Origin of the sequence: Streptomyces sp. adm13(2018), assembly GCF_008042145.1 — a bacterium.
Taxonomy (GTDB): domain Bacteria; phylum Actinomycetota; class Actinomycetes; order Streptomycetales; family Streptomycetaceae; genus Streptomyces.
Genome location: NZ_RDBH01000080.1, coordinates 98,474 through 110,469 on the forward strand (window position 1 = coordinate 98,474; position 11,996 = coordinate 110,469).

General features: G+C 72.4%; 12 protein-coding genes and 1 pseudogene. 7 read left to right on the forward strand and 6 right to left on the reverse strand.

Features of this window, described 5'->3' with window-relative positions; translation table 11 throughout:
• Window positions 1-53: 53 nt before the first annotated feature.
• Window positions 54-311, forward strand: coding sequence for a hypothetical protein (locus EAO70_RS37710; protein WP_187283771.1), 258 nt, complete (start codon window positions 54-56; stop codon window positions 309-311).
• A gap of 123 nt (window positions 312-434) precedes the next feature.
• Here the strand turns inward: EAO70_RS37710 and EAO70_RS37715 are convergent, their stop codons facing one another.
• A complete protein-coding gene (locus EAO70_RS37715; RefSeq protein ID WP_187283772.1) occupies window positions 435-608 on the reverse strand; it encodes a hypothetical protein in 174 nt (57 codons plus the stop codon).
• Window positions 605-1,033: an STAS domain-containing protein gene (locus EAO70_RS07180; protein WP_187283773.1), complete on the reverse strand. Its 429-nt coding sequence runs from the start codon at window positions 1,031-1,033 to the stop codon at window positions 605-607. Before EAO70_RS07180 ends, EAO70_RS37715 begins: the two co-directional genes overlap by 4 nt.
• 298 nt (window positions 1,034-1,331) lie before the next feature.
• Between EAO70_RS07180 and EAO70_RS07185 the strand changes: the two genes are divergently transcribed.
• From EAO70_RS07185 to EAO70_RS07195, 3 genes are all read left to right on the forward strand, one after another.
• Entirely contained in the window at window positions 1,332-2,066 is a 735-nt protein-coding gene (locus EAO70_RS07185; RefSeq protein ID WP_187283774.1) for a DUF4232 domain-containing protein, read from the forward strand.
• 239 nt (window positions 2,067-2,305) lie between these two features.
• Complete coding sequence (locus tag EAO70_RS07190; protein WP_148002164.1) at window positions 2,306-3,349, forward strand: PP2C family protein-serine/threonine phosphatase; 1,044 nt, start codon at window positions 2,306-2,308, stop codon at window positions 3,347-3,349.
• Window positions 3,350-3,589: 240 nt separating this feature from the next.
• Window positions 3,590-4,330, forward strand: coding sequence for a class I SAM-dependent DNA methyltransferase (locus EAO70_RS07195; protein ID WP_148002165.1), 741 nt, complete (start codon window positions 3,590-3,592; stop codon window positions 4,328-4,330).
• 17 nt (window positions 4,331-4,347) lie between these two features.
• On the opposite strand, the pseudogene EAO70_RS07200 reads toward EAO70_RS07195, so the two are convergent.
• A pseudogene (locus tag EAO70_RS07200) lies at window positions 4,348-5,142 on the reverse strand (helix-turn-helix transcriptional regulator); the annotation flags it as partial.
• Window positions 5,143-5,283: 141 nt separating this feature from the next.
• On the opposite strand from EAO70_RS07200, the gene EAO70_RS07205 reads away from it, so the two are divergent.
• Window positions 5,284-6,063: an NAD(P)H-dependent oxidoreductase gene (locus tag EAO70_RS07205; protein WP_148002166.1), complete on the forward strand. Its 780-nt coding sequence runs from the start codon at window positions 5,284-5,286 to the stop codon at window positions 6,061-6,063.
• Between the two features lie 98 nt (window positions 6,064-6,161).
• Here EAO70_RS07205 and EAO70_RS07210 read toward each other — a convergent pair whose 3' ends face one another.
• Window positions 6,162-6,602, reverse strand: a complete 441-nt coding sequence (locus tag EAO70_RS07210) for a VOC family protein (RefSeq protein WP_148002167.1) — start codon at window positions 6,600-6,602, stop codon at window positions 6,162-6,164.
• A 189-nt stretch (window positions 6,603-6,791) separates the two neighbouring features.
• Window positions 6,792-7,679, reverse strand: coding sequence for a LysR family transcriptional regulator (locus tag EAO70_RS07215; RefSeq protein WP_148002168.1), 888 nt, complete (start codon window positions 7,677-7,679; stop codon window positions 6,792-6,794).
• A gap of 138 nt (window positions 7,680-7,817) precedes the next feature.
• Between EAO70_RS07215 and mgrA the strand changes: the two genes are divergently transcribed.
• A complete protein-coding gene (mgrA, locus tag EAO70_RS07220; protein WP_148002169.1) occupies window positions 7,818-8,810 on the forward strand; it encodes an L-glyceraldehyde 3-phosphate reductase in 993 nt (330 codons plus the stop codon).
• A 253-nt stretch (window positions 8,811-9,063) separates the two neighbouring features.
• On the opposite strand, the gene EAO70_RS07225 is transcribed toward mgrA, so the two are convergent.
• Entirely contained in the window at window positions 9,064-10,065 is a 1,002-nt protein-coding gene (locus EAO70_RS07225) for a GAF domain-containing protein (RefSeq protein WP_148002170.1), read from the reverse strand.
• A 621-nt stretch (window positions 10,066-10,686) separates the two neighbouring features.
• Between EAO70_RS07225 and EAO70_RS07230 the strand changes: the two genes are divergently transcribed.
• On the forward strand, window positions 10,687-11,996 hold a 1,310-nt coding region (locus EAO70_RS07230; RefSeq protein ID WP_261992717.1), incomplete at its 3' end, for a polyketide synthase.

Genomic DNA, 11,996 nt, shown 5'->3' on the forward strand with positions numbered 1-11,996 from the left:
AATACTGGTCGTCGGCGGCCCCGACGGCGGGCGCCACGACCAAGGAGTACGCGATGACCCCTCCGCCGCCCCCGGAGTCCCCCTGCCAGATGATGGCGCGCCTGGCGCAGGAGCAGGCGGCGGGCATCGGCGGGACGGAGGAGCGCGTGGGGGAGCTCAGGACGAGGATCACCGGCCTGGAGGCGCAGCCGGACCCGGCCGGGGCGCAGATCGGCGCCCTCCGGCAGGCCCTGGAGACCCTGGAGAAGAAGGTCGTGGACGACCGGGCGGCCTTGGCGGCCCTGGAGGACGTGATCCGGGAGAACTGCTAGGGAGCGCCCCGGACGCGGCCCGGGCGCCGGGACCCGCGGATGGGCGCGGGCCCCGACGCCGCTGCGTGACCAGGTGGCGCTACGTGACCAGACTCCGGCGCGTGGCCGGGCGGTGGCGCGTGGCTAGGCCGTGGAGCCGGGCAGCGAGAGCGCGACGTGGCAGTACACGAGGGTTCTGCGGGGTGCGGGCCGGGTGGCGGCCGCGCCGCGACGGCCGTGGCGGGCGGCGCGGGGCTCCCAGTGGACCAGCAGGGCCGCTGCCAGCATCGGACCGCAGGTCAGGAGTATGAAGGTCATGACGTGGCCGCCGCCATCAGCGGGTCGGCCCGGCGGCCCGGCGGTTCCGGCAGGTCGACCGCGGCGGCCCACAGGAGTCTTCGGAGGGCCCGGGAGCGGTTCACCAGGGTGAGCCGGCGTCCGTGCCGCGGCCACCAGTCCAGGACGTGCAGGAGGCTGGAGTCGCAGAACGTGACCCGCGCGGTGTCCAGGACGAGCCCGGTGTAGCCCTCGGCCGCCGCCGAGGCCACCAGCGCCCGCAGCGGGGCGACGCTGAGGCAGTCGATCTCTCCGGCCAGGCCGACGACCAGGGTGGCGCCGAGCGTGGTGCAGGACGCGACGACTATGACGCCGGGCGCGGTGTCCGCGCCCGAGTCGTGCGCGACGGGAAGGGCGGGGGCGGTGAGGGAGTCGGTCAGTATCGGTGCTGTGCTCGAGGTACTCACAGCACCATCAACGCCTCGTGCCCGGTGCGGGGATTCGAGGCACGCGGCTCTTTCACCCCATGTGAGCAGCCTCGATACCCAGCACGAGCGAAAGATGCCACCCGTACGAGTCAGTCGGGCACGTCCGTTCACCCGCCTCACGGCCGGACTGTCATGGTCACGCTATGACTGCCGGTTCGTACGAGGGCTGTAACAGACGCGGGACGAAGGTGAGAGAGGCCGGTGCGCGCGGCCACAATGGCGATGTCGTATGCATGCGGACCGGCTCCGGGCCGGTCACGGGGGAAGTGGGAACGGCATGAACTCGAAGACGGCCGGACACGGCGCGCTCCGGCGCGGCCTGCGCGGCGCCCTCCTGGGCGCGACCATGGCCACGGCACTGCTCACGCTCACCGCCTGCCAGGGGGACGACCAGGCCGCCGCGCCTCCGACCACGGCCCCCTCGGGCTCCGCGTCGGCCGGCGGGAACGGTCCCGAGCCGAGCAGGTCCACGGGCGACACCGGGACCGGCAGCACCGGCCCGACGGCCACCGCGACCGGCGACAGCGGCGAGACCGGCGGCGGGAACGGCACGAAGTACCCGGACTGCGAGGCCGCCGGCCTCACGACCGCGGTCGAGCTCCAGGACGGTCGCGGGGAGACCCCGCGCCACTTCCTCCTCACCGTCACCAACGCCGCGAAGACGCCGTGCGTGCTCAACGACGCCCCGCTGGTGCGGCTCAAGGCCGGCGACGACGCCCCGACCGTCGACCCGCTGGGCGAGCCGGACACCGAGCCCGTCGTCGTCGAGGGCGGCGGCAAGGCCTACGCGGGTCTGTACGTCTTCGGGAACGACGAGGGGGGCGAGGCGCAGTACGACCAGTCCGACCGCTTCACCGCGACCCTGGTCGCGGGCGAGGGCACCGAACTGCGCGGCACCCTGATCTTCGACCTCCCCGACGGCCTCGACACCGTCTCCGTCGACGACGCGGCCCGCGTGAACGGCTGGGCCGGCACCGAGGGCCTCGCGATGCGGCCCATCACCCAGCTCTGAGGGGCGGCGCGGGCGCACGGAACCGGGTGAGCCGCGGGCCACGCCCGCGGCTCACGGGACCACACCCGCGGACCACTGCCGGGCGACCCGGTCCCGTCGTCGAGCGGCCGCCGCCCCGGCCGCTCCGACCTCCGCGGGGACTTCTTGAGGCGCTATGTCCCTCTTGTGTGGATATTCTGTCCGGTGTGATCGAGTCTGGACAGCTGCGGCTAGGGCTTCGCCGGCGCTACGGGCCGGGGATGCTCGTGCGGCTGTCGCCGGTCATCCTGACCGTCCTGATCGCCACACTGGCCTACTCGACCCCGCCGGAGATGGCCTTCAGCCGCCTCCTGCCCGCCGCACCCGCTCTCGCGGCCTCCATGTGGCCGGTCATGCCCACCGTCCTGCTCGGCACGGTCTGCCTGGCGCTGATGATCGGCCTCAGCTTCGTCTTCCCCGACCTCGGCACCTGGTGGACCGCAGCGGGCATCATCGCCGTCACGGTGGCCGCCGCGTACGGAAGCCACGTACGGCTCCAGCGGGAGCGCACCCTCCTCCAGGTGCGGCTCGTCGCCGACGCCGCCCAGCAGGTGGTGCTGGGCCCGATGCCCCGCCGCTTCCGGAACGTCGAGATCGAGTCGCTGTACGTCGCCGCGGCGGCCGAGGCCCGCATCGGCGGCGACTTCTACGAGGCCGTGGACACCCCGCACGGCGTCCGGCTGCTCATCGGCGACGTCCGCGGCAAGGGGCTCCCCGCGGTGGGCGCGGCCGCGGCCATCGTCAACGCGTTCCGTGAGGCCGCGTACAGCGAGACGGACATGATCGAGGTGGCGCGCCGGCTCGACGCGAGCTGCTCCCGCTACAACGGGGCCTCGCCCCCCGGCGGGACGATGGAGCGCTTCGCCACCGCGCTCCTCGTCCAGATCCCGCACGGGGGCGGGCGGATCGACGTCATCAACTGCGGACACCCGCCCCCGCTGCTGGTGAACCGGGCCACGCTCCGCGTCCTCGAATCGAAGGTGCCGTCGCCCCTGCTCAGCCTCGCCGACCTGCTGGGCGACCACTACAGCGTGGACAGCTGCGCCTTCGCCCCGGGCGACCTGCTGCTCCTCTACACGGACGGGATCGCCGAGGCCCGCGACCGGCGCGGCGAGTTCTTCCCGCTGGCGGCCTGGGCACGCCGACAGCCCCTCGCGCAGCCCCGGGACCTCCTCGGGGCTCTCCACCGCGACCTCCTCCGCTACACCCAGGGGCGCCTCGACGACGACGTCGCCGCCCTGGCGGTGCGCCTGCGCGACCGCTGACCGAGGTCACCGGCAGCGCGCGGTGAGCCCGTTGGCGGAGAGGCCTGACAGAAGGAGGCCCTGGCGGCGCCGTACCGGCGGACACGTCGAGAACCTCCGCGTCGAACTCGCCACCCGGCTCGACGTCCGATCCAGCACCGCACCGCCCGCCCCCGCGGACGGGGGCGGCGACGCGCTCGCCCCCCACGCCGCGGAAAACGCGTCGACATCTGCCGTCGGTACCCGGCAGAGTGGCCGCCCGTGACGAGCAGTGAGCTGTGGACCCGTGAGACCGCCGACCGCTATGACGCCGAGGAGACCGAGACGTCCTCGGCCGCCGTCCTCGGACCGACCGTCGACTTCCTCGCCGAACTCGCCGGGGAGGGACGGGCGCTGGAGTTCGCCATCGGTACGGGCCGGGTGGGTGTCCCGCTCCGCGCCCGCGGCGTGCCGGTCGTCGGCATCGAGCTGTCCGAGCCCATGGCCGCCGTCCTCCGGCGCAAGACCGACGAGGAGACCCTCCCGGTGGTCATCGGGGACATGGCCACCACCGTCGTACCCGGCGGGTTCACGCTGGTCTACCTCGTCTACAACACCATCTCCAACCTGCTCACCCAGGACGAGCAGGTCGAGTGCTTCCGCAACGCCGCCCGCCATCTCGAACCCGGCGGCCGGTTCGTCGTCGAGCTGGCCGTGCCGCCCCTCCGGTTCCTGCCGCCCGGCCAGGTGGCGGTGCCGTTCGACGTCTCCGAGCGGCACTGCGGCTTCGACACCTTCGACCTCGTCGAGCAGATCCTCGTCTCGCACCACTTCACCCGCGACGGCGACGACGGCCGCTACCGCCGCGGAGCCTCCCGGCACCGCTACGCCTGGCCCGCCGAGCTCGACCTGATGGCGCGGATCGCCGGGCTCGAACTGGAGCGGCGCGTCGCGGACTGGGACGGGGCGCCGTTCACGGAGGACTCCGCGAAGCACGTATCCGTCTGGCGCAGGCCCGCCTGAGGCGGTCGGGCGTCCGGCAGGGCGGCGAGCAGCCGCAGGCCGTCCTCGGTGGGGGTGCCGGGGACGGCGGACAGCACCAGCAGTTCCGTACCCGGCGCGTCCGGCAGGGCGAAGTTCTCCTGGTGCAGTTCCAGCAGGCCGACCAGCGGATGGTGGTAGGCCTTGCGGCCGTGGGTGCGGGCGCTCACGTCCGCGCGGGCCCAGAGACGCCGGAAGCGCTCGCTGCCGATCGCCAGCTCGCCGATGAGCGAGGCCAGCCGCGGATCGGCGGGATAGGTCCCGGCGGCCAGGCGCAGATGTCCGACCGCGTCAAGGGTGCAGGTCTCCCAGTCCGCGTACAGCCCCCGCTCGGCCTCCTCCAGGAAGATGTGCCGGGCCGTGTTGAAACCCGGCAGCTCCCGGCCGAAGAGGAGCTCGGCGAGCCGGTTCCCGGCGAGCACGTCCAGCCGATGGTTCATGATCAGCGCGGGTGCGCCGGAGACCAGGTCCAGGACCCGCAGCACCTCCGGCCGAAGCCGCCCGCTGGGCGCCTTCGCACGGTGGCGGGGCTGCCGGGCCAGCCGGTCGAGGTGCCCGCGCTCGGTCGCGTCGAGGCCGAGGACGCGGGCGAGCGCGTCGAGGACCTGCTCGGAGGGCTGGGTCGCCCGGCCCTGCTCCAGGCGTACGTAGTAGTCGACGCTGACGCCGGACAGGTGCGCGACCTCCTCGCGGCGCAGCCCCTCGACCCGGCGGCGGCTGTCGACGGGGATGCCGACATCGGCCGGATCGACCCGGGACCGCCGCGTGCGGAGGAAGCCTGCGAGATCGTCCATGGTCCCAGTATGTGCGGGCCGGCCCGCGGGAGGGTGGCCCTGCCAGTACCAGGAAGTCCGGTCCTACGGAAGAGGCGTCCCTGAACGCCGGGCGGAGCGGAACCCAGGATGGGCGCAGGCAACCGATCCCCAGGAGTTCCCATGAAGACGCTCATCGTCCACGCCCACCCGGAGCCGCGGTCGCTCAACGGATCGCTGAAGGACCTCGCCGTGACGACCCTGGAGGGCGCCGGACACGAGGTGCGGGTGAGCGACCTGTACGCGATGCGGTGGAAGGCGGCCGTGGACGCCGCCGACTACGGCGCCCACGCGTCGAGCCCGCTCCAGGTCGTCCGCGCCTCCGGCCGCGCCTTCGCCGCCGGGGACCTCACCCCGGACGTCCGCGCCGAGCAGGAGAAGCTGCTCTGGGCCGACACCGTCATCCTCCAGTTCCCGCTGTGGTGGTACGCGATGCCGGCCATCCTCAAGGGTTGGGTGGACCGGGTGTTCACGTACCGCTTCGCGTACGGCGTCGGCGAGCACAGCGACACGAAGTACGGCGAGCGCTACGGCGAGGGCACCCTGGCGGGCCGCAGGGCCCTGCTGTCGGTGACCATCGGCGGCCCGGAGGCGCACTACTCGGACCGCGGGATCAACGGCCCCGTCGACGACCTGCTGTTCCCGATCCAGCACGGCATCCTCCACTACCCGGGCATCGAGGTCCTCCCGCCGTTCGTGGTGCACGGCGCCGACCGGATGTCCGCGGCGGAGTACCCGGACGTCGCCAAGGCGTGGGAGCAGCGCCTGCTCACCCTGGAGACGACCGAGCCGATCGCCTTCCGCCGGCAGAACTTCGGCGACTACGAGATCCCCTCACTGCGGCTGAAGGCGGGCCTGGAGTCCCCGGGCCGTACGGGGTTCGGTCTGCACGTACGCGGCTGACCGCCGTGCGTGACCGGCACCGCGCGCCCCGGGGCGTGAACCCGGATGCCGCCGGGCCGCCGGTGGCGCCTCCTCCCCGGCGTGCGGCCCCCTCCGCCTCAGCCCAGCTGTTCGGCGAGGCCGACGATGACGCCGTCGGGACCGCGGACGTAGGCGAGCAGGTAGACGTCCTCGAAACGGGCGATCTCGCCCAGGATCTCGGCGCCGTGGGGGCGCAGCCGCTCGACGGTGTCCTGGATGTCGTCGACGGCGAACATGACGCGGTGCGTGCCCAGCACGTTGTGCGGTCGATCGCGCGGTTCGGTGGCCGTCGCCGCAGGGCTGAGGTACTTCGCCAGCTCCAGACGGCTGTGGCCGTCCGGGGTGCGGAGCATCGCGATGGCGCAGTGCACGCCGTCGAGCCCCGTGCACTGGTCGGCGACGAGCCCCTTGACCTCCGTCCGGCCCTCCAGCTCCATGCCGAGTTCCTCGAAGAACGCCACGGCGGCGTCCAGGTCGTCGACGACGATGCCGACGTTGTCCATCCGTTGAATCGCCATGCCGGTCTCTCCTTCGTTCTCGTACGGCCCAGGGGACCGCTGCCGCCCCGGGGACGGAGCCGCCGGCGGATTCTCGACATCCGGAGACATCCGGAGACATCCGGAGGCAGTCCGGAGGCACCCGGAGACCGCCCGGCGCGCCGAACCCAGGATGCGGCACGCGCGCCCGTACGGCGGGCGTGCCGCGCGTCAGCGTGCCGCGCCCTCTTCCAGGAGCGTCATCAGGGCCCGGGCGGCGGGGCTGGTGGCCCGGGCCGGCGGCAGGAGGGCCACCGTCTCGTAGACGTCCTCTCCGGCGCCGGCGAGGGAGATCGCGTGCAGGGACGGTCGCTTGTGCCGGAAATGCCGGGGTACGGCGGCGATCCCCAGATCCTCCTCGACCAGGTCGAGGAGGCTGTGCACGTCGTTCACCTCCAGGCTCACCGCCCGCGGTACGCCCGCGGCCGCGAAGGTCGCGTCGGTGGCCCGGCGCGGCCCCCAGCCGGGGTGGAAGTCGACGAAGACCTCCCCGGCGAGATCGTGCGGGGACAGCGCCGATCCGGCGGCGGCGAGCGGATGCCCCGGGTGGCACAGGAGGGTCATCGGCTCGGCTGCCAGCGGCACCGAGCGCAGGACGTCGGAGTCCGCACGGCTCCGGTAGGCGAACGCCAGGTCGAGCCGCCCCGCGCCGACGTCCTCGGCCAGCGCGAGCCCGCCCTCCTGCCGCAGCCGGATCTCCACGTCGGGGTGCCGCCCCCGGAAGGCGGCCAGCAGCCCCGCCACGCGCACCCCGGCCACGCACTGCTCGGCGCCCAGCGAGAGCGTGCCGCGCACCACGCCCTGCACGGCCGCCACCGCCTCGTGGGCCGCCCGTACCTGTGCGAGGATGCGCTCCGCCTCCACGAGCAGCGCCCGCCCGGCCTCCGTCAGCGTGACCCGGCGGGTGCTCCGTACGAACAGCGGCGCCCGCAGGTCCCGCTCCAGGGCCCGGATCGAGGCCGAGAGACCGGACTGGGACACCATGAGCCGCTCCGAGGCCCGGGTGAAGTGCCGGTCCTCGGCGACGGCGACGAAGTGCTGGAGATGACGCAGTTCCATGTTTCAGAAGCCTAAGCGCTGAATCCGATCGGATTCTCCTGTTGGATTCATACCTGCCCGACGGGGGAGATTGGTCACCGCACGACCATCCGCGCCCCACCCGATCACCCGGGTGCCGTCCCCCGTCCTGGAGTCGCGTTGTACACCCCGCATCCCGACCGCTACGCCGACATGCCGTACCGCCGTTCCGGCCGTTCCGGCCTGAAGCTGCCCGCCCTCTCCCTCGGCCTCTGGCACAACTTCGGCCCGGACCGTCCGGCGGAGACCCAGCGCGCCATCCTGCGCCGCGCCTTCGACCTCGGGATCACCCACTTCGACCTGGCGAACAACTACGGCCCCCCGCCGGGCGCGGCCGAATCCGCCCTCGGCGGCTTCCTGCGCACCGACTTCGCCGCCCACCGCGACGAGCTGGTGATCTCCACCAAGGCCGGATACCTGATGTGGCCGGGTCCGTACGGAGAGTGGGGCTCCCGCAAGCACGTGCTGTCGTCCCTGGACCAGAGCCTGCACCGGCTCGGCCTCGACCACGTCGACATCTTCTACTCGCACCGCTTCGACCCGGAGACGCCGTTGGAGGAGACCATGGGCGCCCTCCACTCCGCCGTCCAGCAGGGGAAGGCCCTGTACGTGGGCGTGTCCAACTACTCGGCCGAGCAGACCCGCGAGGCCGCCCGCATCCTCGGCGAGCTCGGCACCCCGCTCACCCTGCACCAGCCCCGCTACTCGATGCTCGACCGGCGCCCGGAGGACGAGGGCCTGCTCGACGCGCTCGACGACCTGCGGATCGGATCCATCGCGTACTCCCCGCTGGAGCAGGGCCTGCTCACCGGGCGCTATCTGGACGGCATCCCCGAGGACTCCCGCGCCGCGAGCGACAGCCCCTTCCTGAACCGGGACGCCGTCACCGAGGACCTGGTCACCCGGCTGCGCGCACTGAACGACCTCGCCACCTCCCGAGGCCAGAGCCTGGCCCAGCTCGCCCTCGCCTGGGTGCTGCGGGGCGGCAGGGTCACCTCCGCCCTGGTGGGCGCGAGCAGCACCCGCCAGCTGGAAGACAGCGTGACCGCCCTCCGCAATCTCGACTTCACCCCGGAGGAACTGACCCTCATCGACACCCTGACCCGCGACTGAGCGGCCCCTTCGTACCCCGGCACCAGGCCACGGTCCGGATGCCGGGGTCGGCGTGCTGGGCGGTTCCCGCGCTGGCCCCGGACGCCGTCGGCCGCTCCGTAGAGTGGCTTGAAATCGACGTCGAACGTCTCGGATCCGACGTCCCGCGCGTGCCGGGTGCGAGCGGACGGGCGGGCCCGCACCCGGACGCGCTAGCGGAACGTTTCCGTGCTGCCGCCGTTCCGTGCTGCTCGCCCGGTGGCGGCGGTGTTCATCAGGGCTGGCCGGGGAAGGGGGCGGGGTTTCCTCCGCTGCCCAGGCGTTCGAACTGCTGCTGCACGTTGACGGAGAAGGCGTGCGGGTCGGAGACCGTCGCGGCGTTCATGGCGACCGTCAGGATGCCGCTGATCGGTGCCCGGGGGGACGTCCTCACGGGGGTGCAGAGGAAGTCGAACTCCTGGTAGCCGCCGTGTTCGGCGGTCGCCAGTGACGTCCGGTGGGTGATGGGCTGTCCGCTGTGGAAGGCGGAGTCCATCGCCTGGAAGACGCCGGCGTTCCGCAGGGCGGGCAGCTCCTCCGGGCCGGGCAGGTACTGCCGGCCCAGGCCGAAGACGACCGCCTGGCGCCCGTTGGCGTACCGCATCAGATGGCGGGGGCCCTCGGTGAGCATGATGGGGAAGGGGGCCCCGTCGAAGACGGCGAACAGCTCCTGCTGCTGGGCGAGAAGGCTGTCCCGGAGCCGGAACTCCGACACGAGCGTCTGCGCCAGGTCCTCCATCAGCTCCTTGGTCTGGGCGTCCCACTGGCGGGGGGACGTGTCGGCCACGCACAGCGTGCCCAGGATCATCCCGCTGTTGTCCCGCAGCGGAGTGCCGAGGTAGGAGCGCACACCCATGTCGTTGACCAGGGGGTTGCCCGCGAAGCGCGGGTAGTCGAGCACGTCGTCGAGGGCCAGCTGGGCACCCTGCGCGACGACGTGGGGGCAGAAGCCGTAGTCGCCGGGCGCCTCGCGGGCCGCGGAGTTGCTCAGGTCGAACGTGATGCCCGCGTCGGCGCTCGTCCGCTCGTCCGGGGACGCGTCGGGGGCTCGCGGCACGTACATGCCCCGGAACATCTGCGTCTGGTCGTTGATGAAGTTGACCATGGCGAGCGGCGCACCGGTCACGGTCGCAGCCACCTTGGCCACGCGGTCGAAGGTGGCTTCCGCATCTGCCGAGTTGAGGCCAAGGGCCTGAAGGCGCTGCCGCCGGGCCTCGCCACTTGTCTGGGGATCCATGAGATCACATGAAATCAGATCCCCGAACCTGGTGGTTCGTCATCTACCCAGATTTACAGACCGGTTGGCAGTGTCGAGGTGTGCGCAGCCGCCGGGGCCGTGCTGCTCGCCGCGCCTCGGGGCTGCTCGGTCCCCCTTGAACCCGGAATGACAGAGATTGAGTTGAATCTTGAAGATTATCCGGAAAATCCTGATGTTTCAACGGGTAGCGATCATTTCACGCCAACTGATGGACGGAAGGCGAGGAATCACGACACTGCATATGACAATCGTGCGGGATTGATCTAGGGCGCGGGAGTGAGTGGGCCGAGGGGACGGGCGTGTGATCACAGCGACTCAGGGGCGGCAGCCCCCGTGCGTGCCGGCCGACCCGGCGGTAAGCCACTCGAGCGAGCCCTACGACGAGGGACCCCGCCCGGGGTCCACCTGCCCGACATGAACCCCGCTCCGGTCATGTGGGGGCAGGTCCCCGAACAGCCCCACACACAGAGCCGCAGGCCGTCACCTGCTGTACTGCCCGGGCACGGTCCACCGAAGTGAAGCTGCTCCAAACTGTACGTCCTGCGGTGCGGCATTGAGGGAGTTTTCTGAATGAACGGAGCGAACGCGGATGCGCGCTCAGTGGCAGTGGTCGGAATGGCCTGCCGCCTTCCGGGGGCCGGCGACATCGACGAGTTCTGGCGGTTGCTGTGCGACCGGGCCGACGCCACGGGGGAATCCCCGCCCGACCGCTACGACACCGGGTCCCTGACCTCGCCGCACGCCGATCAAGGGTCCCCGAACTCCGCGCAGGCCGACGCCGGTTCCCCCGGCGGCCGACGCGCCGGCTACGTCGACGGCCTGGCCGACTTCGACGCCGAGTTCTTCGGCATGTCCAGCAGCGAGGCGGCCGAACTCGACCCCCAGCAGCGGCTCCTGCTGATGACCGCGTGGGACGCCCTGGAGGAGGCCGGACTCCGGCCCGACCGGCTGGCCGGAACCAGGACCGGTGTCTTCGTCGGCGCCACCCGCGCGGACTTCGTGGAGCGCGCCTTCCGCCACGGACCGCAGGCCATGACGGCCGTGCAGTACCTCAACTTCCGTTCGGTCATCCCGGCCCAGGTCTCGTACGCCTTCGACTTCCGCGGCCCGAGCATGCTCATCGACACGGCCTGCGCCTCCTCCCTCTACGCCGTCCACAGCGCCGTGCAGAGCCTGCGCGTACGGGAGAGCTCCCTCGCCCTGGCCGCGGGCGTGAACCTGGTGCTCCGTCCCGACGAGGGCATCATGATGTCCCACGCCGGAACCCTGTCCGGGGACGGCCGCAGCCGCTTCGGTGACGCCAAGGCCGACGGACACGCCCCCAGCGACGGAGTCGGGGTGGTGGTCCTCAAGCGGCTCGCGGACGCCGTCAGGGACGGCGACCGGGTGCACGCGGTCATCGCCGGCAGCGCCGTCGGCACGGACGGCCGCACCACGGACCAACTCCTCAACCCCTCGCTCACGGGCCAACTTGACGTACTCCGCTGGGCGTACGAGGACGCGGACCTCGACCCGGCCCTCGTCGACTACGTGGAGGCGCACGGCACCGGCAGCCCCCTGCTCGACCCGCTCGAACTCCAGGCCCTCGGCGAGGTCCTCGGCGCGGGCCGACCGGCCGACAGACCGCTCCTGGTGGGCTCGGCGAAGTCCAACATCGGCCACGCCGAGGCGGCCGGCGGCATGGCCGGACTCATCAAGACGGTGCTCTGCCTGCGGAACGGGCAGGTGCCCGCGAGCCTCCACGTCGAGGAGCCGACCCCGTACGTGGACTGGGACCGGCTGCCGGTGCGGATCCCCGTCGCCCTCCAGAACCTCCCGGCCTCGGACCGCCCGGCGGTCGCCGGAGTGTCCAGCCAGGGCGTCTCCGCGCTCAACGCCCACGTGGTGCTCCGCCAGGCGGACCCCGCCCC

What these genes read in the sequence shown, in the direction of transcription:
- EAO70_RS37710 (WP_187283771.1), top strand. Translation starts at nt 54, where the DNA reads ATGACCCCTCCGCCGCCCCCGGAGTCCCCCTGCCAGATGATGGCGCGC.
- EAO70_RS37715 (WP_187283772.1), bottom strand. Translation starts at nt 608, where the DNA reads ATGACCTTCATACTCCTGACCTGCGGTCCGATGCTGGCAGCGGCCCTG.
- EAO70_RS07185 (WP_187283774.1), top strand. Translation starts at nt 1,332, where the DNA reads ATGAACTCGAAGACGGCCGGACACGGCGCGCTCCGGCGCGGCCTGCGC.
- EAO70_RS07190 (WP_148002164.1), top strand. Translation starts at nt 2,306, where the DNA reads ATGCTCGTGCGGCTGTCGCCGGTCATCCTGACCGTCCTGATCGCCACA.
- EAO70_RS07205 (WP_148002166.1), top strand. Translation starts at nt 5,284, where the DNA reads ATGAAGACGCTCATCGTCCACGCCCACCCGGAGCCGCGGTCGCTCAAC.
- EAO70_RS07210 (WP_148002167.1), bottom strand. Translation starts at nt 6,602, where the DNA reads ATGGCGATTCAACGGATGGACAACGTCGGCATCGTCGTCGACGACCTG.
- EAO70_RS07215 (WP_148002168.1), bottom strand. Translation starts at nt 7,679, where the DNA reads ATGGAACTGCGTCATCTCCAGCACTTCGTCGCCGTCGCCGAGGACCGG.
- EAO70_RS07225 (WP_148002170.1), bottom strand. Translation starts at nt 10,065, where the DNA reads ATGGATCCCCAGACAAGTGGCGAGGCCCGGCGGCAGCGCCTTCAGGCC.